We start from the raw sequence: 25,303 nt of genomic DNA on the forward strand, positions 1-25,303 counted from the left end.
GGGTTATCCCTCCCTTTTTGTGGAAGGGGGAATTCTCTTGGCATCGATAACCAAGCTGGGTCGACATCAAGCTAGGATGGGTTATCTCTTTATTACGCCAACGATTTTGCTATTTATTATTTTTACAATCATTCCGGTGATCATGGCGTTCTATCTAAGCTTTACGAATTATGACATTGTGAGTAAAAACGATTTCGTTGGATTGGATAACTACAAGCGTCTAGCAGAAGATAACATCTTTTGGACGACTTTAAAAAACGTTTTGTTTTACTCCGTCCTTTATATTCCGCTGAATATTGCCATTTCTTTATCGATGGCCTTGTTGTTTATGCGCAGCCGCTTCGGCGTTAAGCTGTTTCGTACAGCCGGGTATTTGCCAACGTTAACCTCTGGCGTTGCTGCGGCCACGGTGTGGATATGGCTGCTTAACCCCGAGTTCGGACTCGTAAACGATATTTTGAGCAAGTTTGGAATCACAGGACCTTCCTGGTTGGCTGAAATGCCTTACGCCATGCTGTCCATTGTGTTAGTGACCTTGTGGCAATCCGTTGGAGCGAACATGATCATTTATTTAGCGGGACTTAATGGGGTTCCCGATCATCTGTATGAATCCGCAAAGCTGGACGGAGCTAATGCTTGGCAGTCCTTTCGCTATATTACTTGGCCAGTGCTGAGGCCGACCACCTTTTTCGTAAGTACAATGGCCATCATTGGCGCGCTGCAGTTATTTGACCAGGCGTTCGTATTGACCAAGGGCGGTCCCGCCAACTCGACGAAAACAACGGTGTATCATATTTATCAGCAAGGCTTCAATCAGCTGCAGATGGGCTATGCCGATGCCATGGCGTTTGCACTGTCTATCATTATTTTAGTATTTTCGCTCATTAATATGAGACTAAACAAAGAGGAATCCGTGATCTAGGAGGGATGGAAAGTGAAACAACAGTACTATTGGCAAACGACAATCATGTATATCATTTCCATCGCTGTCTGCATCGTCATGGTCGTCCCGTTTGTATGGAGTCTTATCACTTCCATCCGTCCGGATGAAGAGATTTTCATGCTGCCGATCCAATGGATCCCTTCTAGCATAACGTTTGAGCATTATCGCAAGGCGTTTGAGCTCGTTCCATTTGCTCTGTATTTCTGGAATTCCTTTTACCTTGCGTTCATGGGAGTACTCTTCAACTTGCTATTTGGTTCTTTAAGCGGATATGCCTTCGCTAAGCTTCATTTCCGCGGAAGAGATACGATGTTCAAAATTCTGCTCGCTGCCATGATGATACCTGGTGTTGTAACGATGATCCCGCAATTTTTCGTGCTGAAGCACATTCCTTTCCTGGGAGGAAATGATTGGCTGGGCGGTGGCGGCAATGGCTTGCTCAATACATTTTGGGCGATTATTTTGCCAGGAGCGTCGGGATCCTTTGCGGTATTTTTTATGAGGCAATTTTTCGTGTCTTTACCTAGTGACTTGCAGGAAGTGGCTCGAATTGAAGGCAGCGGGGAGCTTCGTATCTTCTGGAACATCTATATTCCGCTCGCGAAGCCGGCTTTGGCAACACTCGGCATATTCACCTTTCAAGCAGGCTGGAACAGCTTTCTCGGTCCGCTCATTATGCTTAACGACCCTGCCAAGAAAACGATTCAGCTAGGCTTAGCTGCTTTTACTTATAACAAACAGGTTGATTTCGGCCCGTTGATGGCAGGTGCTTTAATTGCGGTAGTGCCGATCCTGATCTTGTTCCTGCTGCTGCAGAAGTATTTTGTGCAAGGAATCGCTTTTACAGGAACGAAAGGATAGTACGCAAGTCGGACAGATAGGTGAAGCGAATTGACAATTCGATTAAAAATGATCATAGCCCTGATGATTGTTGGGATAGGCATCATTATGGCTGCTAGCTGGGGAGTGGAGACAATGGATAAAAACAATAAGATGGCCGATGTGCAAGTGAGTACAAATAGAGAAACCTGGGAGCAGCGTGCGGATCTAGCGCAAGCTGGGCTGCTTAAGCAATATTGGAACGGAAAGCTGAACTTATTCGATAATTTGTCGCCTTGCAACGATCTATGTAATGAGAAGTTCCATTATTGGTGGCAAGCGCATGGAGTAGATACGCTAGTGGACGCTTATGCAAGAACGGGCGATACGGCGTATAAGGGCTACCTGGCGAACATGTATCAGGGGATTTTGGATCGTAATGGCGGCGTATTGCCGAATGATTTCTACGATGATATGGAATGGTTGGCTCTAGCTTGGCTCCGTGCTTATAACGCTACAGGTGACGAGAAATACAAGGAAGCCGCGCTTGAGCTCTGGGAAGATATTAAGACGGGCTGGAACGAAGAGCAAGGCGGAGGCATTGCATGGCGCAAGCCGCAGCTTGATTATAAGAATACACCGGCGAATGCTCCAGCAGCCATTCTAGCTGCTAGATTGTATAAGCAGTTCGGCAAGTCGGAGGATCTAGCTTGGGCGAAAAAGATTTACGATTGGCAGAAGGCTAATCTTGTTGATCCGGATTCGGGCTTTGTCTGGGATGGGAAAAACCGCGAGGGAGACGGTAAGATTGATAAAGGCTGGGAATTCTCCTATTGCCAAGGTGTTTACATCGGAGCAGGGGTTGCGCTGTATCAGGCGACTGGGGACAAGAGCTATCTGGCGGATGCCGCTCGGACTGCACAAGCATCTAAGCTCAGGCTGACAAGTCCGGTAACAGGCATGCTGCCAAGTGAAAGCAATGGAGACGGCGGCTTGTTCAAAGGGATATATGTCCGTTATTTGGCGGAGCTTGTACTTGCGGACCCTGGTCAGAAGGAGTCGCTTGAGCTTCTTGTAACGAATGCAGACAGTCTCTGGAAGTACGGTAGAGATGAGCAGCGCGTCATGTTCAGTAAATCATGGGCGGCAACACCTGAGCCTGCTGAGGATTTGAGCGTGAATCTGAGCGGCGTTATGCTGCTGGAGCGTATGGCTGAGCTGGAGAAGCAAGGATTGCTGAAACAGAACTAAAGTATTAAGTGCAGGGGCAGCCGAAAATCTGCCCCTTTATTTTTAGGCACAGAGGAGTCGAGGGATAGATGAATGCAGCAGCGATGGCAGAACAACTGCAAACGATTTTGCACAAGCTTTATTGGAATCCGGATACACAGATTATGAATCAGTGGGACGACAGTTTAACTGTCAATCGCCCTGACGAAAATTACTATTATTGGTGGCAAGCACATGCTGCGGATGTCATCCTTGACGGCTATGCGCGAACCGGCAATGTGGACTATTTGAACCGATTAGAGCAGCTGTTCCACGGTATTCTTCGCTCCAACGGAGGAACGTTTCGCCATCAATATTATGATGATATGCAGTGGATGGCGCTAGCTTGGCTAAGGGCTTACGACATGACAGGCGCTCAGATGTACCGGGAGAGTGTTGCCGACTTGTGGGAAGACATCCGAGGAGGATGGAATGAGCATATGGGTGGCGGGATTGCTTGGCGAAAAAATCAGCTCGATTACAAAAACACGCCAGCTAACGCTCCAGCCGTTATCTTAGCAGTGCGATTGTTTCAACGATTTGGCGATGAAGCGGATTTGGCTTGGGCACAAAAAATCTATGATTGGAACAAAAGGACGTTAACCGATCCCGTTGATGGATTCGTATTCGATGGCATTAATCGACTCGGCGACGAGAAGATAGATAGGGACTGGCAGTTTACTTATTGTCAGGGCGTCTTCATCGGGGCTGGCATCGAATTATACATCTGTACAGGGGATTCAGTTTATCTGGAGGATGCCTGCCGCACGGCAGCTGCGGTGAAGAACCGATTGTGCGACAGTGCTACAGGGATGCTGCCCGATGAAGGAATCGACGATACAGGTTTATTCAAAGGGATACTGATCAGGTATCTGCTGAATTTGACGGAGATTCACCTCGAATTTGAGCTGCCAGCAAAGCTTATTGAGCAAAATGCAATCACGCTTTTGGAGCAAGGCATAGACAACATCGGACGTGTCGGCACAGATTGGACAATACCTCCTGAAGGCCCCATTCAGTTAAGTGTGATGCTAAGCGGTGTTATGTTACTGGAGGCGTATGCATCACTTCAAACAAATTAGAGATAAATTGGCGCTGAAGGGAGGTGAAATTTACATTTTTGAAAGCGCATTCACAACAACTAATTTTAAATGAGAAAAGGAGTTGTTTTATGTGATCATGCAAAGAAGATCAGCTGTCAAATGGTTAAGTGTGAGTTTGGTAATGGCTCTATTTCTACACGAACAGTGACCATCTCACACATGCTGCTCATGCCTATGGGCCCGATGGAGGACTGTACACCGATTTCTGGTGGGAGGCTCAGATGTGGGAAACGGTCATGGATGCTTACCAGCGGACGGGAAACAGCACTTACCGTACCATGATTGATGATCTTTATACCGGATTCAATGCGAAATATACGAACATGATCCGATACGATGGTAAGCAGCGGTATGCAGGCAGCCGGATACAAGTACATTGTGATCGATGATTGCTGGCAGACAGGTCGGACCAGCGACGGTACTATAATTGCCGATCCGGTCAAATTCCCAAGCGGGATGGCATCACTTGCGAGCTATGTTCATAGCAAAGGCTTAAAATTCGGTCTCTACACGGATGCTGGGTTCACTACTTGTGCTGGAAAACCGGGGATGTATGCACATGAGGTGCAGGATGCGAATACGTTTGCTTCCTGGGGCGTTGATTACGTCAAGATTGACTGGTGCGATAATGGGGGCATGGATCCGCAAACCAGATATACGATCATCCGGGATGCGCTCGCTAACTCGGGAAGGCCCATCCTATTCAGCATTTGCAATTGGGGCATCAACAAACCATGGGTGTGGGGTGCGGCCACGGGCAATATGTGGAGGACGACGGATGATATCTTCGATTATTGGGATCGAGTAACTTGGATCATTGATCAGAACGCTCCGCTTGCCAATTTTGCGGGGCCTACCAAAGGCTGGAATGACGCAGATATGCTTATGGTCGGCAATTATGGAACTGGCGCCGTCTTCGGCGGTGGCATGACGGATACGGAATACCGTTCGCATTTCTCGATGTGGACGATTATGGCTTCTCCATTGATTGCGGGCAATAATTTGAGCACGATGAGTCAATTCACGAAAGATACACTCATGAATTCTGAAGTAATTGCTGTAAATCAGGATGCGCTCGGCAGCCAAGGCATATTAGTAAGCGATCTCGGAGGTTTGCAGGTGTACTCCAAAAAACTGCAGGCTATTGGAACACGTGCGGTTGTGTTGTTAAATCGTACCGGCGCGGCTGCGAACATGACGGTCAATTTCTCAAGCATTGGCCTGAATGCTACAGCTAGCGTAAGGGATTTATGGTCCAAGACCGAGAAGGGAACGTTCACCAACAGCTACACTGTAAATGTACCTTCACATGGGACCGTTATGGTGAAATTGACGGGATCAGAAACGACGAGCGGTTCCTTTATCTCAGGTAAAACGTACCGAATCGTACCCAAATCGACGGGCTTATCCGTTGCCGTTGAAGCAGCTGCCCTAAACAATGGAGCGAAAATATTTCAATGGGATTACGGCACTGCGCAAAATGACCAATGGGTGATTACATCGACAACGGCAGGCTTTAATAAAATTATCAACGTGAAGAGCGGTAAGGCTATGGCTGTCAAAAACGCCTCCTTGATGGACGGTGAAGACGTGATCCAATGGGATTTCGGCTCGACCTTGAATGATCAGTGGGAAATTCAGGGCGTAGGCGGCGGTTATTTCAAAATTATTAACAGGCTATCCGGTAAGTCATTAAATGTAGCCGATAACTCGCTGGTCGCAGGCGGTAAAATGATTCAATGGCCATATTCCGCCGCGGATAATATGACGTTCCAGTTAATTTCGTTGAACTAACCAATCGTTTTTCTGACATGCCTCAGAAACCCCGGAAGTCCCAGAAGTCCCACGAAAATACTCGAAAAGGCAAAAGAACCTTCCCGACTATTGGGAAGGTTCTTTTTAAGCTGTGTAAGCCAAGCCATGGCAATAGCAATAGCAATAGCAATAGCAATAGCAATAGCAATAGCAGAAGCCGAAACTGAGGTTTACCCCTATTTAGCATGCTTGGTAAAAAGAAGAGCTAGATGAGCAAGTTGTACTGCGTACAACAATTTAGCCTTTTTATAGACAATATAGCTACTTTTGGCTGGAATTGTTATATTTTTTTTTACAACATTCGCGAGGAAAATGTAAATTAGCCCACGTAAAGTTGTACAACGTACAACAATTTTACGGATAACAAGTGATTGCTAGGCATTACAACTTGGTTTATCGAAATCTAAAATAGGCTCCAATCAAATTCCTGCGACAGCGTACCCAAAAGGTGAACGCCAGCTGTGCTGTTACCTTTGCGGTTCAAAGCGGGGCCGACCAAACCGATCCCATATTGTCCGGGCACCATCGTCAAAATGCTGCCAGACACGCCGCTCTTGGCAGGCAGCCCAACGTTCATGGCGAATTCACCAGAGGCATTGTACATACCACAGGTAAACATGAACGTCTTAGCGATCTGCACGAATCGCCGCGGTATAAGGCGTTGATTACGAATCGGATCTACGCCATTATGCGCAAGAACGAGGGCCATTCTAGCCAAGTCGGTACAACTCACTTCGACGGAACAATGGCTGAAATAGACGTGGAGGACGTCATCAACCTCGCTATCCAGCACACCGTTGTCTTTCAGGAAGTAAGCTAACGAACGATTCCGGTGTGCGGTATCCGACTCAGATCGGAACACACTTTGATTAATTTCAAGTGAAGGATTATGAGCGATATCTCGGAAAAAATGGAGAATCCGTTCAACTTGCTCCGTAGGATTACTACCTGCAATCAAGGATGATATCGCAATTGCCCCAGCATTGATAAGCGGGTTAAAGGGGATGCCGGGCTCGACGAGTTCGAGCTTCAGCATCGAGTTGAAATCGTCTCCGGTAGGCTCCATTCCCACCTTGGAGAAAACGATCTCTTCACCGTTATCCATCAACGCCAAAATGAGCGTAAATACTTTCGAAATGCTTTGTAAAGTAAAACGGAAATCAGATTCGCCGGCCACAGAGATATTTCCTTCAGTATCCATAATACAGATACCTAGAACATCGGCTGGAGCGTTAGCAAGTTCAGGAATGTAGGAAGCAACATGTCCGTCTGATGTATGTGTCTTGCTCTCCGTAACCCACTGAGGCAAGTGCTCTTTGAGTTGCTTCCATGTTTCTGCGTGTTGTGTATGACTCATTCAGAAGTCATTCCTTCCTCATTCTCTTAAGCTTTCCAAGCCTGTGGGTGGTTATCGCTGATAAGCTCCGTTGCGCTTGCATTCGCAATAACCTGTTCAGGGTTTTTACAGCCTGGAATGACCGTTGTAACGGCATCATGCTTCAAACACCAAGCTAATGCCCACTTGGCCATGTCCATACCTTCAGGAACTTCTTCTTTTTGGATGCGCTGCACATCCTCAAGCTTCTGTTTCACACTCTCGGCATCATGACGATGGCGAACGTCTGTGTTGCTGAACACAGCACCAGGCTTATACTTACCGCTCAAATAGCCGCTAGCCAATGGGACACGCGCTAATACGCCAAGATCTTGATTCACACAGGAAGGGAAAACTAGCTCTTCTGGGGCTCGATCCAATCGGTTGTATACGACTTGTATGGCTTTGGAATTGACCTTGCTGGAAGCTTCTGTTTGATGAATATTAGCATTACTACCAATGGATGTTCCCAAATGACGGATTTTCCCGGCTTGAACTTGTTTGTCCAAAGTTGTCCAAAGCACATCATTATCAAATAAATCATCAGGTCCGGAATGGAATTGATATAAGTCAATATAGTCCGTTTGTAAAGCTTTTAGAGAATCGTCAAGTTGTTTGACAACACCTTCGGAACTGAAATCATCTGTTCGGGTGAACAGATCGTGGAAATGGTGGCCAAATTTCGTAGCCACGATCCAGTTCTCGCGATTGCGGCGGGATAAGTAATTACCGATAAGAGATTCCGATAGATGGTCACCATAGCATTCTGCTGTATCGATCAAATTTATACCAAGATCGGCTGCTTGATCGAGAATAGCATCTGCTTCAGCTTGTGTGTAAGTAAGTCCCCACTCTCCGCCGAACTGCCAAGTCCCAACACCTACAATGGAAACTTTCAAATCCGTTTTACCAAGTCTGCGATATTTCATGGCGAGCACTCTCCTTTTTTAAGGTATCCAAGTTTATTAAACGCTATAGCTTGCTTCGTGTCAAAAAGAAAAAGACTCTTCCTCTCCAATTAGAGAAAAGAGCCTTTTTGTATTAAGCGATTCCTGGCGAAAGTTCATTTTCGTTTTCTTTTTTGTCATCTGATTTCTTAGATTTACGGTCGGATACTTTAATGTTACCAATAAAGAGAGTCAGAACAGCCCCGAGTAAAACGAACACTAAGCCTACAATAAACACTTGGTGAAGCGATGTAACCAGGGCATTTTTTAGAATTGGCAGCATGTGCTCCACGAATTCTTTTGGCATTTTGGCCAAGGTTTCAGGACTTAGAAGTGAGGAATATAAGGCTTGTGGATTTGTATGGATCATATCCGTCATTTGTGTAGCCAGCCCACTTGCTTCCGCGGGAAGCTGATTGACAACAGGAGTTAAATCTTGTTCTAACAGCACTGTTGACTTGTGGTTCATAATGGCTCCGAGAATCGTCATACCGAATGTACCGCCAATTTGACGGAAGAATTGACTGGAAGACGTAACGACTCCAAGCTCAGATTTCGGGAAGCTCTCTTGTAAAGCAAGTGTTAGGATTGGCATAACCAGACCCATACCTAGACCAAGAATCAACATATAACTTGAAGCAATCAACTTCGTCGTTCTTATGCCCATGGTGCCAAGGAAATAGAAGCCAATAGCCATAATAATCATACCACCAAGCATTTGTTTACGAACACCGATTTTTTGAATGAATTGACCGGAAACAACGCTGGCTGCAATCATCGTAATCATGAGCGGTGTCATCACTGTACCTGATGCTGAAGCACTGATACCGACGATGCCTTGCATGAAGAGAGGAACGAACATAATAGCTCCGAACATACCGACGGCCATAAGGAAACCTACACCGTTAATTGTTGTAAATGTTCTATTTTTAAATAACCGAACAGGAAGGATCGGCTCTTCGGCTTTACTTTCAATAATAACGAAGGAAACCAAGGATACAATGGCCAGCACAAAAAGCCCAATGATTTGCCAAGAGAACCAAGCAAAATCTTTACCGCCAAATGTTAAGGCAAGCAATAAGCTGACGACACCGACAATCATGGTGACAATACCAGGAATATCGAACTTTACTTTGCCGTTTGCTTTGTGCTTCGGTAATGCAATTGCAATTAAGACAACAGCAAGGATACCAACAGGGAGGTTGATGTAGAATACCCAACGCCAGTTCAATGCGTCAACGATCCAACCACCGACTTGGGGGCCAATAACTGATGATAAACCGAAGATCGCACCGAATACGCCCTGCCATTTGGCACGTTGTTTACCAGTAAATAAGTCCCCAATAATAATCATCGCCATGGGCATCATAATACCGCCGCCAAGACCTTGTAAACCGCGGAACAAGATCAGTTCGGTCATGTTCTGAGACATCCCGCATAAGGCGGAAGCCGCGATAAAGATAACTAAACCTGTTACATAGATGACCCGACGACCAATTAAATCAGCAAGTTTACCTGCAATTGGAACGACAACCGTTGATGTCAACATGTAAGCAGTAGTCAACCAAGCCATGAGACCAAGACCGCCGAATTCACCAACGATACGCGGCATTGCTGTTCCGACAATTGTACCGTCCAAAGCGCCAAATAGCATAGCAATGATAAGACCGGTAAGCAGGAGACCTCGATTTTTGAGTTCTGGTCCTTCTGCTTCTATGGATTTCTCTGAAGCTGTTTTTTGTATGTTTTCCACTTGTACCACTCCTTGAATAAGATGAAATTAATAATAATCAGTAAGCTTTTCAAAGGCACTCACAAGAATACGCATTTCTTCCGGGGGAAGCTGTGACAGTCCACGAGCAATCACTTCTTTCTGGACATCTTCCGCTTGTTTGAGTATGGCCTTTCCGGTTTCGGTTATTTCAACCAGCACAATACGTCGATCTGTCTCATGGTGTTTACGTATAACATGCCCACTTTGGACAAGCCGATCAATCATAACGGTGATCGCACTTGGTTTAACGCCCAGTTTCTCAGCGAGATGAGTTTGTTTCGGAGCGCCTTCTTTAGAAATCATGAATAACATGAATATTTGTGGCTTCGTTAACTCCGAATTTAACTGGCTAAGTACCGTATGGCCAATTTTTCGATGTGCGGTTTCAAATGTTGTGCGGAAACGATCCGTATAAGCAATCAGTTCATCTTCCATATTGAATTCCTCCTTACCACTTAATTAAAGTATCAAATCATTAAATGATAAAATATTTATACAAATTAATGTTTAAACTATTTAAATAAAATATACGCCGATGATTATTCGAAGTCAATAGGGAAATTCAGTGCCCGAGGCTAGTTCACTTGCATATCAGGCATTTCTTGCATATAATAATTGATACACATACGCGAAAATGCTTTGACGGAGAAGAGTACGCAGTGCTTCTTGACAGGGAGGGAAAGCCGATGATTGAGAGCTATCCCCGAGAATCAGGCTGCTGAAGTTCGCTCCCGAGCAGTCCTTTGAACGGAAGCTTAACCAATGGCTTCTAAATAGAAGGAACCGGACACATCGTCCGTTATCTGAAATGAAGTGAGAATCGTTTATTTGGCCTTTGCCAGTGAACGAATCTAATTAGGGTGGTACCACGGCTTTTCGTCCCTTGTAAGGGAGCGGAAAGTCTTTTTTGTGTTTTCATTTAGGGTGATTCAGGGGCCTAATTCAGGAGGGATTTCGATGAAAGAGCGGTTAGAAGCTTTAAAGCAGGAAGCGCTGCAGGAGCTGAGCGGCGTACAAAGTCAGCAGGAGCTGAACGATTTACGTATTAAGTATTTGGGTAAAAAAGGGCCTCTAACCGAGGTGCTACGCGGTATGGGCGCATTAAGTGCGGAAGAGAGACCGGTCATCGGCCAAGTAGCGAACGACGTTCGTGCAGCAATTGAGACCGTTATTGAAGAGAAGCAAGCAGCGTACCAACAGCAAGAAACCGAGAACAGATTGCGTGCAGAAATGATTGACGTAACGCTGCCGGGTCGTCCATCGCAGCAAGGTGCGGTGCATCCTTTAAGCAAAGTTATTCAAGAAATTGAAGACATTTTCATTGGAATGGGGTACACCGTTGCTGAAGGTCCAGAGGTAGAGCAGGATTACTACAACTTTGAGGCGCTTAATCTTCCGAAGGATCATCCAGCTCGCGATATGCAGGACTCTTTCTATATCACGGATGAGATTCTAATGCGTACACAAACCTCCCCAGTTCAAGTTAGAACGATGGAGAAACGCAAAGGGGAAGTTCCGATCAAAATCATTTGTCCGGGCAAAGTATACCGCCGCGATGATGATGATGCAACACATTCACATATGTTTACCCAAATTGAGGGTCTAGTCATCGACCGTAACGTACGGATGAGTGATCTGAAAGGAACCTTGCTTCAATTCGTTCAAGAGATGTATGGCAAAGAGACGAGAATTCGCTTGCGTCCGAGCTTTTTCCCATTCACAGAGCCTAGCGTTGAAGTGGACGTGAGCTGTGCGATGTGTGGCGGCGTTGGCTGCCGTACATGCAAACAAACGGGCTGGTTAGAAATCCTCGGAGCCGGCATGGTACATCCGCGCGTTCTGGAGATGGGTGGATATGACCCGAAGGAATACACAGGATTTGCATTTGGAATGGGCGTTGAGCGCATTGCGATGCTGAAATATGGAATTGAAGATATTCGCCATTTCTACACGAACGATTTGCGGTTCTTAAAGCAATTCTTACACTTGTAAGCATCAGGAAAAGGAGGGGTTAAGCATGAAGGTTTCTTATCAATGGTTATCGGAATATGTCGATGTATCAGGCTTCACAGCCGAGGAATTAGCAGAAAAACTTACCCGAAGCGGCATCGAAGTGGATATCGTGGAAGATCGCAATAAGGGTGTAACGAACGTAGTCGTTGGATTTGTAAAATCACGCGAAAAACACCCAGACGCAGATAAATTAAGTGTGTGTATCATTGATGCCGGACAAAGCGAAGACTTGCAAATCGTTTGCGGGGCTAAAAATATAGATGCGGGACAAAAGGTGCCAGTCGCCATGATTGGGGCCGTGCTGCCTGGCGGATTACAAATCAAACGCGCTAAGCTTCGCGGTGTAGAATCACAAGGAATGATTTGTTCAGCTAAAGAGCTTGGCCTGAACGACAAGCTGCTGCCGAAGGAAATTCAAGAAGGCATCCTAGTTCTGCCTGAAGATACCGAAATTGGCAGCTCAATTCTTGATGTACTTGCAATCAGTGACAAGGTATTAGAGCTTGATCTGACACCAAACCGCTCCGATTGCTTGAGCATGCTCGGAGCTGCTTATGAGATCGCAGCGATCCTCGGACGCGGCGTCAAACTGCCTGATGCGGAAGCAGCGCGCGGGGCGGCTGGAACAGCCGCAGTGAAAGCTGCTGATCGCATCAGTGTGAAGATCACAGCGACGGAGCAGTGCACGCACTACGCGGCTCGTCTTATCGAAGGCGTGCGTGTTGGCACTTCTCCGCTGTGGATGCAGAACCGTTTGATGGCGGCTGGTATCCGCCCGATCAACAACATCGTAGACATCACGAATTTCGTGATGCTTGAATACGGCCAACCGCTCCACGCTTTTGATGCAGAGCAGTTGAACAATGGTCACATCGATGTACGCCTCGCTGAGGCCGGCGAGAAGCTCGTTACGCTCGACGATGTAGAGCGTACACTAGAGCCGCATATGCTGCTCATCACGGACGGTACGAAGCCGGTAGCAATCGCAGGTGTTATGGGCGGTGCTAACTCCGAAGTGACAGAAGGTACAACACGGATCCTGCTTGAATCCGCCAAGTTCGCAGGCAGCTCAGTGCGCCGAACGTCGCGCCAGCTAGGGCTCCGCTCTGAAGCGAGTCTTCGCTTCGAGAAAGAAGTGAACCCGGAAGCGGTGCTTCCGGCATTAAACCGTGCTGCTGCGTTAATGGCTCAGTACGCATCAGGTCAAGTCGCTGAAGGCATCGTCCAAGCCATAGCGGGCTCACACAAGCCGGTCAGCATTGAGCTTGCTGCTGACCGTGTGAACAATTATCTCGGCACTGAACTTTCCTTGGCCGAGATGGGTCAAATCATAGAGCGCCTGCACTTCACATTCGAGCAGGCAGGCGAAGGCAAGCTGCTCGTGCATGTGCCGAGCCGCCGCGGAGACATCACACGGGATGTCGATTTGATCGAAGAAGTAGCTCGCCTTTTCGGCTACGACAACATCCCGACAACCTTAATGACCGGCGTGACGACGCCCGGCTCCTTGTCCAAAGAGCAGTCGATCCGTCGTATTACACGGAATCTCCTGACTCAAAGCGGACTGCATGAAGTCATCACTTATTCCTTCACACAGCCGGATCAAACTGTTGCCCTGCCGGGTCTATACCCAGCGGCAAAGCCAATCTCGCTCGCTATGCCAATGAGCGAGGATCGCAGCCAACTGCGTACAAGCTTGCTGCCGCATCTGCTAGACGTTGTAAGCTACAATCGTAATCGTACGATGGATGACGTGGCTATTTTCGAAATCGGCAAAGTATTCATTACAGATGAGTCTTCACTAACAGATTTGCCGCAAGAGAAGCTCCTCCTCTCCATCGTATTGACAGGCAAACGCCGTCAAGCACATTGGGCGCAGAAGTCCGAGGCTGTCGACTTTTATGATATCAAAGGTGTTTTTGACCGACTTGTAAGCTATCTAGGCGTTAAAGGACTCAGCTATCAATCTGCATCACCAGATGGTTTCCATCCGGGCCGAACCGCCGAGCTCCTCTTAAAAACAGCTGAAGGTGAGCAAGTAATAGGTCGAATCGGTCAACTGCATCCTACAGTCCAACAGCAGCGTGATCTTGATGACACTTACGTACTTGAGGTTGAGCTTTCCCCAATCTTAGAAGCTGCCGGAGATGCAATTGTATATAAATTGCTGCCGCGTTATCCGTCAATTGGGCGCGATCTTGCTGTAGTAGTGAATGCTAGTGTACCAGTAGGTTTAATGGAGCAAACCATCACCGAAGTAGCTGGAGACTTGTTAGAATCCATTCAAGTATTTGATATCTATACAGGAGAACGTTTAGGCGCAAATCGCAAAAGCGTAGCCATTGCCTTAGTATACCGTCACGCAGAGAGAACACTGCTGGATGAAGAAGTAACAGAGCTTCATGCCAAAGTTGTTCAAACCCTTGAACAACAATATGAGGCAGAGTTAAGAAAATAGTGTAACTTTCATTTAAGTTGCAGGAAAACAGGCTGGTCTTATCGAAATTACACTCGATAGGGCCAGCCTTTCATCTAAGGGAGGATATAAAAAAGTGAACGCTGAAGATAAAACGAGGATTACCGTTGATATATATGGTCACCAATACAAATTAAAAGCAAGCACAAGCACCAATTACATGAAGCGAGTAGCTGAATACGTGAACGACCAAATGTTTCGTATTGCAAAGGGCTATCCGCGGCTAGATTCACAGAAAATCGCCGTTCTGGCTGCCGTGAACATGGCAGATGAGTGCTTCCGTATGAATGAAATCATGGAAGAACTGACCAAAACCCAAAAGAATCAAGAAGCGACCAAAGCTGCCTATGACAAACTAAACGTTACCTTTAACGAATTGAAACAAGAATACGAGCAACAACAGGCATCCATAAGTGAACAAAATGCTAAGCTAGTACAAAGTAACCAAGTGCAAGAGCAAATGAAACAAGAAGTGCAGAAAGCAAAACAAGAACAAGAGCAATTGAGGCAACAACTACAACAAGCTAAACAACAGCAAGAGCAAGCTAAACAACAACAAGAGCAAGCTAAACAACAACAACAGGAGCAGGCTAAACAACAGCAAGAACAAGCTAAACAGCAGCAAGAGCAAGTCAAGCAACAACTAGAACAAGTCAAACAACAGCTAGAGCAGGAAAAACGTCAACAAATTCAAGTAAGACAACAGCTAGACCAAGAAAAACAACAACACCAACAAACAAAGCAACAATTCGAACAAGAGAAACAACAAAAGGCACATCAGCTTCAAAAGCTCAACGAACAACACAGAGTCGAAAAACAGTCCCTCTCAGAAATCCACTTGCAAGACAAAGAAATGTTACATCAGCAATATCAACAAGACAAAGAAGCACTAATGCAGCAACATCTGCAGGATAAAGAAATCATAAACATGCAACATCAAGAAGAGATCTTCAAGCTTTCGAATCAGTATCTAGCGGAAAAGGAAACACTTGTTAATCAACATCAAGAGGAACTAGAAAGCATCACAATCCAACATCAAAGGGAACTTGAAACTATCACAAACCAACTTCAAGAGAGAATAGATACAATTACGAACCAACTTCAAGAAAGAATAAATGTAATTTCAAACCAACATAAAGAGAAATTAAATATAATTACAAATCAACATCAAGAGAAAATAGAAACACTCACAACCGCACACCAGGAGGAAATAGAAACACTCACAACTGCACACCAAGAGGAAATAGAAACACTCACCGTCATTTACCAGGACGAGGCTGATGCTAAGGTTCTACGTTTTGAGCAAGATAAAGGCAATCTAGTTGGGGAATTCCAAGTACGACATACAAACATTATTAAACAGCTTGAAGACCAAAAATCAACCATTATTACACAATATCAAGCGCAAATTGATGCATTACTAGAGCAGCAACAATTAGAACGAAGTGCCCTTGCTCAACATTTTGAAGAAGAAAAAGAACGGATTTTAGCCCAGGCCCGCAGAGAAAAAGAAGAGTTAATGCACCAAAGCTTGAACGATGAAGCTCAGCAAAAAGAACTTCAAAATATCAAAGAAGAGTATAAAGAGTTGCGCGAGGAATATGCTAAGCTGCAGAATGAATACAATGAGTGGATCGAGCTTGTAGAAACAGACAGTCCTAGCAGGTAATCCACAGTGACACTGAATACACTAGACTATGTCATGTTGTCGATAGTAGCTTTGGGTCTGCTGCTTGGTTACTTTAGAGGATTTATTGCCCAGATTGTTTCGCTCTCAGGTTTTGTTCTCGCCTACCTCGTTGCATTTTATTTTTACAGGGATTTTGCCCCTCTGCTTCGAAATGCAGTTGCATTGCCTACCTATCAAAATTACCAAAAATATGAATTTATCGTAAAAGGCCTTAATTTGGATACCTATATCCTGAACGCTTTAGCCTTTGCAATATTGTTTTTTGGCGTAAAACTTGCACTAGTCATCGTAGGCAGAGCACTTAATATTCTAGCAAAAACCCCAGGCCTGAACTTCATCAACCGTTGGAGCGGCGCATTGTTGGGCTTAGCAGAAGCACTTTTGATCATCATTATAGCCGTCAATGTTATCACGATCATGCCCTCAGATGGACTTCAAAAGCTGCTCTCAAGCTCAACCATAGCTCCATATTTAATAAACGAATTACCCAATATAGCAGGAAAACTCCAAGAACTCTGGAAGCAAGGAATCCCCCTATAGAAGCTGCCTACATTTCTAATATAGAAAGGGCAGCTTCTATCAGTTTCCACCACAAAGTACCAGCACCAGCACCAGCACTCCCCGACTTTCATCCACTAAACATATGAGTTCTGTAGTATCTACAAAGTCACGAAATACCTTAACCACACCTACAACCACAACCACAACCACACCGACAACCACAACCGCAACCACAACCACAACCGCAACCACAACCGCAACCACAACCACAACCACAAATATAACCAAACCGATAATCGACAGGGACAAAGTCAGAGACAAAGGCAAAAGCAAAAGAAAAAGACACCACGACCACACAGACAACCGATAATGACAACGACACCACGAGCTTCGTAAAACATTACTCCAGAAATTGAGGCTAGGAACATCTAATAAAACTACTTTTTCACAGGGGATATTCAAGTCAAATAACCCCTTGCGAAGTGGCAAGAACAACTGGCTTTATAAATCCGAAAATAATACCTTCACTCGAACCTTTACACTTTAAAATTATGTTTTCTGTGGTATCTACAATCATCCAAAAAACCTTGCTGAAGCATTAAAACATTCTATGTCCCTGACGGAGATGAGACCGGTACTATAGCAAAAGCTCAAAAAAAGCTTCAAATTATTGATATTGATTAGTCGAATACTTGATTTTTTACATTGTAGATACTACAGAAAATGAATATTCATGATATTAATCTCGGAAACAAAAATTGCTTTACATGCAAACAAATGTTCTGTATAATACAAATATAGGAAATAATTTAGGGTCGCTTTGTAATCGAAAGGGGTCAATTCATGGATACATATTTATTTGAATCGTTGGATGACACTTTCAAGACAGAGGAAGATTGTGTAAGATTTTTGACGAAAAGACGGTGGGCCGGTGGGTTTTGTTGCCCGAATTGTGATTATCATTTATTTTATATAATTAAGACTCGCAATTTATTGGAGTGTAAAGAATGCCGCACGCAAATTTCATTAACGGCTGGAACGGTTATGCATAAATCTAAGCTTTCCTTGATGCAATGGTTCAAAGCTATACGAGCATTGATCCAAGATGGCCAAACTTATTCAATTGCAGCGTTTGCGAGCTTGCTTGGAGTAAATTATCGAACTGCTAAGTTAATGCTGGAGAAGCTGCAACTAGCTTTATATAAGCAATATTCACGCATGGGTTCAGGTGCGGACAGAAATCGCAAACAAAAAGTAGTATCCAGCCAAAATAAAAGAAAGTATACAACTTTTAACTCTCGAAAGATCAACACTAACTTTTGTGCGTATATGTTCACAAATTCCAAGAACATAAAGTATGTTGAGGATGTTTTGTTTAGAAAGTGGATGGATGCTTTTCTTATCCGTTTATTTGTTTCCTGTCTATTTAAGGTACTGTCAAGTGCTTTGACGCAACGTTATTGTCACTTATGAATCATGAATGAACTTGCTTCAGAGGAAATGTTACACCATCATCCAAATACAAAAAAGCCCTTACCGCTTTATTGCCGCGATAAGGACTTATGAACTGATAATTTAAACTATTCAACAATCAATGTTGTTTTCATATTAGCGTGACCACTGCCACACATTATAGAGCAGTTAATTGGGAAGGAACCTGCTTTATCTGGCGTAAAGGTAACTGTTTTGTTGCTATTATCGAGGTTTATTTTGAATTCTTTAATGGATGCACCATGAACGCCTTGAGCATTATCAAGCGTAATTGTAACGGGCTCTCCTTTTTTGACACGATATTCGGATTGGTCAAATTTGAAGTTAGTGGCTTTCAATAAAACTTGCTGGCCTGCTGCTTGTGTAGTAGCGGCGGGAGATGTAGAGGATTGTGGTGATTTCGTATCTTTGTTTCCACAAGCTGCTATCGCAATGACTAAGACTATTCCCATAAAAAGAACGAGTAATTTCTTCATGTATATCCCTCCGGAATTGTATTTGTTTCCCTCATCATTGTACACGACCTCTTCCGAAAAAACAGTGACAAACTCGTGAAAGAGATTGTTAGCATAGAAAAGATCGGTCCGGCGAGTGGATACGCGGCAGACCGATCTTTTTTGGGCTTTAGCATGGGTATCAGTTATCGAAACTAATAGGTTTTTATCGACGATTTTCTTTTCCTGAGATCCCTTGTTCAAAAGGGGTTTTCACAGGAATGAATAGGTCGATGATTCCGATGACTAAAGCAGCTAAAACGGCACCTATTATGCTCGTAGAAACATTACTCACGACAAACTGGGCGGCCCAAATGACAAGCGCGCTTACCAGAAAGCCTACGATTCCCCTGCCAAAGGGAGTGATTTGTTTGCCGAAGATCCCTTCAATGATCCAAGCAGCAACAGCAATGACCAAAGCTAGAAAAAATGCGCTCCAGAAACCACCGACTTTAAACCCTGGAACTAACCAGCTGACAAACATTAAAACCAAGGCAGAAACAATAAACCTTACCAGATGTCCGAGAAGATGCATCTCGTGAAACCTCCTTCTTTTTGTGATGAGATTAAGTTCTCATAACAAGAAGTGATTTTTTGAACTATTGCTTGGTGTCTAAGTCTTGCAATTCCTTTTGGCAGGAGGATAGGTGCACAGCTTATTGTATCCAATTCGAGTGAATATTATGGTAGGCAGCATCTTCCATATAATGATTGTCTCCGTAGCTAATCAGGCTGGTTTTGGTTTATAATATAGGTTAGAGAAATGAGGTTGGGATAGTTGAATAAGAAAATAATTAAAACATTAGATTATCAGAAGATTTTACATAAACTTGCTCATCATGCGTCAACTTCGCTTGGTAAGGATGCCGTGGAAAAGCTTGAGCCTAAAGGTGATTTTGAACTCGTCAAGCTTCGGCTGCAAGCAACTGATGAGGCTGTTAATGTAGAACGATTGAAAGGGAATGCCCCTTTTGGTGGGATTCGTGATATTAGATCTTCCTTGCACCGGGTTAGAATAGGTGGGATGTTAAACCCTACGGAGCTGCTCGATATTTCGACGACGATGTTCGGTACACGCAGGTTAAAGCGATTTGTTCTTGCGGTTCATGAGGAATACGCAATTCCAATGCTCAAAGAGCAGGTTGAATTACTCACAGAAAATAAGCCGTTAGAAGATAAAATTAATAGCTGTATAGATGAGAATGCTGTTGTTGTTGACGGTGCGAGCCCTGAACTGGGACGTGTGCGAAGCGAACTACGCACAGGTGAAGGAAGAGTCCGCGAGAGGTTAGAGCAAATGCTTCGTAATTCATCTGTTCAGAAAATGTTACAGGACGTATTGATCACTATTCGTAATGACCGTTTTGTAATTCCCGTTAAATCGGAGTATCGATCCAGCTTTGGCGGAATGATTCACGATCAGTCAGCATCAGGTGCGACGCTATATATTGAGCCAGATGCTATTGTTCAATTAAATAACAAAATTCGTGAATTAAAGTTTAAGGAAGAAGTTGAGATTGAGAAGATTTTACGCGCACTCACTGAGCTGGTTGCCGAACAAGTGGATTTGCTTGTGCTGGATGTGGATCAATTGGCTGAGCTTGATTTTACTTTTGCTAAAGCTGGTTTAGCAAGGGAACTGAAAGCTACAATGCCTAGATTAAATGATCGAGGCTTCATTAAAATAAAGCGAGGCCGGCATCCGCTTATCGCGGCTGATTCCGTTGTGCCGCTTGATTTGGAGTTGGGTAATGATTTCTCACAAATCATTGTGACCGGGCCTAATACAGGTGGTAAAACAGTTTCCCTCAAAACAGTGGGACTCCTTAGCTTAATGGCGATGTCAGGGTTGTTTGTACCAGCTGAGGAAGGCAGTCAGTTGTGTGTGTTCGATGCCATTTATGCGGATATTGGCGATGAGCAGAGCATCGAGCAGAATTTAAGTACTTTTTCGAGTCATATGACGAATATCATCAGCATTTTGAGGGATATGACACCAAAAAGTTTGGTTTTACTTGATGAACTTGGAGCGGGTACTGATCCTGCTGAAGGTTCGGCTTTAGCGATCTCCATTTTGGATTATATTCATCAAATTGGTTGTCGAATCATTGCAACAACGCACTATTCGGAGTTAAAGGCTTATGCTTACCAAAAGCAAGGCACCATTAACGCAAGCATGGAATTTGATATACAAACGTTAAGTCCGACTTACCGCTTACTTGTAGGTGTTCCTGGTCGAAGTAATGCGTTTGCGATTGCAGAGCGTCTGGGCTTATCAAAACGCATTATTGAGCATGCACGTACGCAGGTTGGCGAGGAGGATAAGCGCGTCGAATCAATGATCGCGTCGCTTGAGGAGAATCGCCTGATTGCAGAAGCTGAGCGCCAAAGCGCCGAGAGGTTGCGACGAGAGGCTGAAGAGATGCGCCTAACGTTAGAGGCTCAGCAGGCCAAGTTCGACGAGCAGCGCGATAAGCTGCTCGAGAAGGCCGAGCGCGACGCGCGTGAGGCTGTCGCCAAGGCACGCCGCGAGGCGGATGAAATCATCGCCGAGCTGCGGCGCATGGCGCAGGAGGAAGCCGGTGGAGTTAAGGATCACCGGTTGGTAGAAGCGAAGCGCCGCCTCGATCAGGCGGCGCCTGAACTGCGCGAGAAGCAGGTTCGCGCGGCAAAGAAGCGGCCAGAGAGAATCGAGGCCGGGGATGAAGTGCGTGTCGTGACCCTGGGTCAGAAGGGTCACGTCGTAGAGATTGTTAGCGCCACAGAAGCGACGGTGCAGTTGGGAATTATGAAAATGAAAGTCGAGTTGTCGAATCTCGAGAAGATCGGCAGCACGGCTCAGAAAAAGCCAGCTCATCAGGTGGCTACAACCGTTAAAAGAACCCGAGATGATAACATTCGGATGGAACTGGATATGCGCGGTCTCAACATGGAGGACGCCCTTATAGAGGCTGATCGATTCCTGGATGAATCTTTCTTGGGCAACCTGGGTCAAGTGTACTTAATTCATGGTAAAGGAACAGGTGTGCTGCGTACTGGAATGCAGGAATATTTACGCCGTCATAAGCATGTGAAGAGTTACCGCATGGGGAATTACAATGAAGGCGGAGCAGGAGTTACAATCGTCGAATTGAAATAACTTTTAAATTTTTTCATCTTTTTGAAACTCATTCTATGGGACTGCGTATGTAATATGTGTAAGCACCGGTGATTAATAAATTAGCATTCGCAATACCCAAATTTTAAAATACATGTTTATAAACCTTAGGAGGAATTCAAAAATGGGAATTTTTAAAAGACTTCGTGATATGACAATGGCTTCGGTTAATGACTTGCTGGACAAAGCAGAAGATCCTATTAAGATGTTAAATCAGTTTCTGCGTGACATGGAAGAAGATATCATGGAGGCTGAGTCTGCAGTAGCTAAGCAGATCGCAATTGAGAAGAAATTCAAGCTTCAGTTTGAAGAATCCGAAGAGATGGTTACGAAACGTACTGAGCAGGCTATGAAAGCCCTTGAATCAGGCAATGAAGACCTGGCTCGCCGCGCTTTGGAAGACAAGAAAGAGCACCAAGGACGTTATGATGAATTGAAACGCCAATATGATCTTGCGAAAACGAATGCTGATCAACTTCGCAGCCAATTGACGGAAATGAAAGACGAGTTCAACAAAATGAAGAACAAGAAGGATTTGTTGATTGCTCGTGCTGAAACAGCAAAAGCTCAAAAACAAATCAATCAAGCGATGTCTGGTTTTGGTACAGACAATGCAGCTAAAGGTTTTGATCGTATGAGCGAGAAAGTGCTTCAAATGGAAGCTGAAGCGCAAGCAAGCGGTGAAATCCGTGCTAAAAACCGCAGCTTAGATGATGAGCTCGACGGACTTGGCGCAAGCAGCAGCGGAATTGATGACGAATTAGCAGCTATGAGAGCAAAGCTTGCTGAAAAAAAACAATCCTAATGTTATACTAATAGTACCTGCGAGAGACTGAGTCAAACTCAGTCTCTTCTATCTTTCGCGAAGGAAGGCAGGAGACGATATGAACGAAGAGGTGGATGTATTGCTAAGTAACCCGTATTTATCGACGCTTGCCTTTTTTGCAGTTGCTGTGATCGCGTTAGTTGTATTTCTAACGATTTTTGAAATGGTCACCAAATATGATGACTGGGCAGAGATCAAAAAAGGCAACTTATCTGTAGCGATGGCTACAGGTGGGAAGATTTTTGGGATTTGTAATCTGTTCCGATTCGCTATCCTAAACAATGACACGATGATTCATTCCCTCATCTGGGCAGGGTACGGATTCTTGCTTTTGCTGGCTGCCTACTTCATTTTTGAATTCTTGACGCCTTATTTCAAAATCGATGAGGAAATCAAGAAAGATAATCGCGCTGTAGGTTTCTTGTCCTTGACGCTGTCTGTCTCCCTTTCCTACGTGGTCGGAGCTTGTGTAACTTAGAATCATACATAATCTTGGAGGCTTGAACAATGAAATACCTGTGGGGCACTTTGTTTGCCATCGCGTTTGTATTTATGGCGGCAGGGGTTTATTATTTATTGAAATATGCATGAATGCATTAGGTTGGAGGATTACGTAATGAGTACCAATGAAGAAATAGTTTGTCCATGGTGCCAAACAGAGATCGTTTGGGATCCGGAAATTGGACCCGAGGACGAATGTCCGCACTGTTTTAATGAACTGAACGATTATAGGAGCATCGATTTAAAGGTGAAACAAACAGGTCAACCGCTCCGCTTTGATGAACAAGAATATGCCGATTCGGATGAAGATTTATCATTGGCTTGGGATGATTCGGATGAACCTCTCGATAAATACGGAGAAAAAGTTCAGCATATTACTGACGAACAAGAAGAGGCACCTGAGTGCTCGAGCTGTCATGAACTATTGTTGTTTGCAGGTACTGAGGTCACGAGTGGCTCCTCTTTCACGCCTGTTATTCCCAAAACGTTAGGAAGTGCTTTCCTAACAGGTCCCTTTACTTCGAATGTCTTTGTATGTCCGTCTTGCTTTAAGGTGGAGAAAATCTTATCTGATACAGATCGACTGCTCATGGTTGAACGTATTAAATCGGAGTAGCGGTGGAACCGAGTCCCTTATGGATTCGGTTTTTTTATATGTCCAGCCTCATATTTTCACTCGATTGGGGAAGCTTAACAAGAGCTATTTCGATCTGTGGGGAAAGGTGAGGAGGAGTATGCAAAAGGATCAGAGTAAGCATTTTGTTCAACGAGGTAGGGCAAAGGAAGGCACTAAAACCAATTATTTTGAAGACCGTGGAAGTGAAGCCGTCGAAGTTAAGGGTTCGCAGAAGAAAGGTCGGCTAGATGCTCAGGCGATTCTTTTACTAGTCGTTCACACGTTATTTGGCAGTGCAAATGCCTTGTCCGGAACTTTCGTTGGTGTGTATTTGTGGAAGGCCAAAAATGACTTCGCTTTAATCGGTTGGTTTACTTTGACGACGCATTTGACAATGGCGATTACCTTCTGGTTAGCAGGGAAATGGGTGAAGGAACACAATAAAATGAACTGCTTACGGGTCGGCGTTGCAGTTTCCGCGGGCTTTTATATGCTGGTATTGTGGCTTGGAGCAAATAGCTTTCACTATTTTGTTTGGTTAGGTATGGTCCAGGGAATTTCAGCTGGCTTATTCTGGGTGGCTTTTAATGTTGTTTATTTTGAAGTGACGGACCCTGATAATCGAGATCGGTTCAATGGCTGGGTAGGACTATTGGGTTCTGGCGCCGGAATAGTCGCACCCTGGATCTCCGGTTTACTGATTGTGAGTTTGGGAGATGGTGCTGGGTATCGTTTAATCTTTTCCATCTCGTTAGGTATCTTTTTACTGGGCGTGGTTATCAGTTTCTTTTTGAAAAAACGGAAAGTACTAGGTACCTACGAATGGTTGTTTCCCTTGCGTTGTCTAAAGCAAGCTGAAACACCCTGGAAGCGCGTGTGCTTAGCCCTGGTATTTCAAGGAGTTCGAGAGGGTGTCTTTGGATTCATGATTGCACTTCTCGTCTACATATCCACATCAAGTGAAGCGAGCTTAGGTAGTTTTGTACTGATTACTTCTGCGGTATCTTTAGTGAGTTTCTGGGCGGCGGGACGATTTATTAAGCCGCATTTTCGAAAGATCAGTATGCTGATTGGCGCTGCTATGATCGTAGCCGTTATTATTCCTTTTTTCTGGAAAATGGGATATAGCACTTTACTTATCTTCGGCATAGGAGCTTCGCTCTTCTTTCCGTTGTATTCGGTACCTATGGTATCGGCAGTATTCGATCTTATTGGTTCAAATGAAGCCAGCGCTAAGCAGCGGGAGGAGTACATTGTACTTCGTGAGCTTTCCCTTAATGTGGGGCGTGTGTGTGGGGTGCTCTTATTCATTTGTGTCATTTCGTGGAGTAAGGCGCCGCTTGTGATAAACGTACTGTTGTTGATCATTGGCAGCTCACCGTTGGTTAGCTGGTACTTTATGAAGAAGCAGTTAACTGTAATTAGAACTTGACATCTTTCACGCTTCCCGATAAAAATGTGGGTATAGATTGTTTTATTGGGAAGAGGAGGGG

23 protein-coding genes are annotated in these 25,303 nt (G+C 44.8%); 16 read left to right on the forward strand and 7 right to left on the reverse strand.

The features are described from left to right. Nucleotides 1–76: 76 nt before the first annotated feature. The 6 genes from GC098_RS28145 (at nucleotide 77) to GC098_RS28170 (ending at nucleotide 5,928) form a co-directional block, all read left to right on the forward strand. On the forward strand, nucleotides 77–922 hold the full coding sequence (locus GC098_RS28145; RefSeq protein ID WP_171646564.1) for a carbohydrate ABC transporter permease: 846 nt from the start codon (nucleotides 77–79) through the stop codon (nucleotides 920–922). A 45-nt stretch (nucleotides 923–967) separates the two neighbouring features. Then, nucleotides 968–1,804 carry a carbohydrate ABC transporter permease gene (locus GC098_RS28150; RefSeq protein WP_171646565.1) on the forward strand — a complete coding sequence of 279 codons (837 nt, stop codon included), beginning with the start codon at nucleotides 968–970 and terminating at the stop codon, nucleotides 1,802–1,804. Nucleotides 1,805–1,834: 30 nt separating this feature from the next. Continuing rightward, nucleotides 1,835–3,013: a glycoside hydrolase family 76 protein gene (locus tag GC098_RS28155; RefSeq protein ID WP_246359020.1), complete on the forward strand. Its 1,179-nt coding sequence runs from the start codon at nucleotides 1,835–1,837 to the stop codon at nucleotides 3,011–3,013. Nucleotides 3,014–3,081: 68 nt separating this feature from the next. Next, nucleotides 3,082–4,113, forward strand: coding sequence for a glycoside hydrolase family 76 protein (locus tag GC098_RS28160; protein WP_171646497.1), 1,032 nt, complete (start codon nucleotides 3,082–3,084; stop codon nucleotides 4,111–4,113). Between the two features lie 242 nt (nucleotides 4,114–4,355). Next, on the forward strand, nucleotides 4,356–4,523 hold the full coding sequence (locus tag GC098_RS28165; protein WP_171646498.1) for a hypothetical protein: 168 nt from the start codon (nucleotides 4,356–4,358) through the stop codon (nucleotides 4,521–4,523). Then, nucleotides 4,471–5,928, forward strand: a complete 1,458-nt coding sequence (locus GC098_RS28170) for an alpha-galactosidase (protein ID WP_216625452.1) — start codon at nucleotides 4,471–4,473, stop codon at nucleotides 5,926–5,928. Before GC098_RS28165 ends, GC098_RS28170 begins: the two co-directional genes overlap by 53 nt. 424 nt (nucleotides 5,929–6,352) lie before the next feature. Here the strand turns inward: GC098_RS28170 and glsA are convergent, their stop codons facing one another. The 4 genes from glsA to GC098_RS28190 form a co-directional block, all read right to left on the reverse strand. Continuing rightward, the gene (glsA, locus tag GC098_RS28175; RefSeq protein WP_171646500.1) at nucleotides 6,353–7,306 is read right to left on the reverse strand and encodes a glutaminase A; all 954 of its coding nucleotides are present in this window, start codon (nucleotides 7,304–7,306) and stop codon (nucleotides 6,353–6,355) included. 26 nt (nucleotides 7,307–7,332) lie between these two features. Continuing rightward, nucleotides 7,333–8,253: an aldo/keto reductase gene (locus GC098_RS28180; RefSeq protein ID WP_171646501.1), complete on the reverse strand. Its 921-nt coding sequence runs from the start codon at nucleotides 8,251–8,253 to the stop codon at nucleotides 7,333–7,335. Between the two features lie 112 nt (nucleotides 8,254–8,365). Beyond that, nucleotides 8,366–9,988: an MDR family MFS transporter gene (locus GC098_RS28185; RefSeq protein ID WP_312880394.1), complete on the reverse strand. Its 1,623-nt coding sequence runs from the start codon at nucleotides 9,986–9,988 to the stop codon at nucleotides 8,366–8,368. Between the two features lie 63 nt (nucleotides 9,989–10,051). Continuing rightward, entirely contained in the window at nucleotides 10,052–10,480 is a 429-nt protein-coding gene (locus GC098_RS28190; RefSeq protein WP_171646502.1) for a MarR family winged helix-turn-helix transcriptional regulator, read from the reverse strand. A gap of 522 nt (nucleotides 10,481–11,002) precedes the next feature. Between GC098_RS28190 and pheS the strand changes: the two genes are divergently transcribed. From pheS to GC098_RS28210, 4 genes are all read left to right on the forward strand, one after another. Then, nucleotides 11,003–12,037: a phenylalanine--tRNA ligase subunit alpha gene (gene pheS / locus GC098_RS28195; RefSeq protein ID WP_029194068.1), complete on the forward strand. Its 1,035-nt coding sequence runs from the start codon at nucleotides 11,003–11,005 to the stop codon at nucleotides 12,035–12,037. Nucleotides 12,038–12,062: 25 nt separating this feature from the next. Next, complete coding sequence (gene pheT, locus GC098_RS28200; protein WP_171646503.1) at nucleotides 12,063–14,516, forward strand: phenylalanine--tRNA ligase subunit beta; 2,454 nt, start codon at nucleotides 12,063–12,065, stop codon at nucleotides 14,514–14,516. 94 nt (nucleotides 14,517–14,610) lie between these two features. Beyond that, the gene (locus GC098_RS28205; RefSeq protein WP_171646504.1) at nucleotides 14,611–16,203 is read left to right on the forward strand and encodes a cell division protein ZapA; all 1,593 of its coding nucleotides are present in this window, start codon (nucleotides 14,611–14,613) and stop codon (nucleotides 16,201–16,203) included. A gap of 6 nt (nucleotides 16,204–16,209) precedes the next feature. Beyond that, nucleotides 16,210–16,764 (forward strand): CvpA family protein, encoded by a 555-nt coding sequence (locus GC098_RS28210; RefSeq protein WP_312880390.1) that lies wholly within the window; start codon nucleotides 16,210–16,212, stop codon nucleotides 16,762–16,764. Between the two features lie 39 nt (nucleotides 16,765–16,803). Here the strand turns inward: GC098_RS28210 and GC098_RS28215 are convergent, their stop codons facing one another. Continuing rightward, on the reverse strand, nucleotides 16,804–17,214 hold the full coding sequence (locus GC098_RS28215) for a hypothetical protein (protein ID WP_171646505.1): 411 nt from the start codon (nucleotides 17,212–17,214) through the stop codon (nucleotides 16,804–16,806). A gap of 354 nt (nucleotides 17,215–17,568) precedes the next feature. Between GC098_RS28215 and GC098_RS28220 the strand changes: the two genes are divergently transcribed. Beyond that, complete coding sequence (locus GC098_RS28220) at nucleotides 17,569–18,198, forward strand: transposase (RefSeq protein ID WP_171646506.1); 630 nt, start codon at nucleotides 17,569–17,571, stop codon at nucleotides 18,196–18,198. A gap of 107 nt (nucleotides 18,199–18,305) precedes the next feature. On the opposite strand, the gene GC098_RS28225 is transcribed toward GC098_RS28220, so the two are convergent. Both GC098_RS28225 and GC098_RS28230 read right to left on the reverse strand, forming a co-directional pair. Then, nucleotides 18,306–18,692: a cupredoxin domain-containing protein gene (locus GC098_RS28225; RefSeq protein WP_171646507.1), complete on the reverse strand. Its 387-nt coding sequence runs from the start codon at nucleotides 18,690–18,692 to the stop codon at nucleotides 18,306–18,308. A gap of 184 nt (nucleotides 18,693–18,876) precedes the next feature. Beyond that, a complete protein-coding gene (locus GC098_RS28230) occupies nucleotides 18,877–19,245 on the reverse strand; it encodes a phage holin family protein (protein ID WP_171646508.1) in 369 nt (122 codons plus the stop codon). A gap of 243 nt (nucleotides 19,246–19,488) precedes the next feature. Here GC098_RS28230 and GC098_RS28235 point away from each other — a divergent pair, with 243 nt between their 5' ends. From GC098_RS28235 to GC098_RS28255, 5 genes are all read left to right on the forward strand, one after another. Further along, the gene (locus tag GC098_RS28235; protein ID WP_171646509.1) at nucleotides 19,489–21,849 is read left to right on the forward strand and encodes an endonuclease MutS2; all 2,361 of its coding nucleotides are present in this window, start codon (nucleotides 19,489–19,491) and stop codon (nucleotides 21,847–21,849) included. Nucleotides 21,850–21,991: 142 nt separating this feature from the next. Beyond that, entirely contained in the window at nucleotides 21,992–22,672 is a 681-nt protein-coding gene (locus GC098_RS28240; RefSeq protein WP_171646510.1) for a PspA/IM30 family protein, read from the forward strand. 79 nt (nucleotides 22,673–22,751) lie between these two features. Next, complete coding sequence (locus GC098_RS28245; RefSeq protein WP_057304794.1) at nucleotides 22,752–23,171, forward strand: DUF350 domain-containing protein; 420 nt, start codon at nucleotides 22,752–22,754, stop codon at nucleotides 23,169–23,171. A gap of 138 nt (nucleotides 23,172–23,309) precedes the next feature. Further along, entirely contained in the window at nucleotides 23,310–23,810 is a 501-nt protein-coding gene (locus GC098_RS28250) for a hypothetical protein (protein ID WP_171646511.1), read from the forward strand. A 118-nt stretch (nucleotides 23,811–23,928) separates the two neighbouring features. Then, nucleotides 23,929–25,242, forward strand: coding sequence for an MFS transporter (locus GC098_RS28255; RefSeq protein WP_171646512.1), 1,314 nt, complete (start codon nucleotides 23,929–23,931; stop codon nucleotides 25,240–25,242). The last annotated feature ends 61 nt before the right edge of the window (nucleotides 25,243–25,303 follow it).

Origin of the sequence: Paenibacillus phytorum (assembly GCF_013141715.1) — a bacterium.
GTDB classification, from domain to species: domain Bacteria; phylum Bacillota; class Bacilli; order Paenibacillales; family NBRC-103111; genus Paenibacillus_E; species Paenibacillus_E phytorum.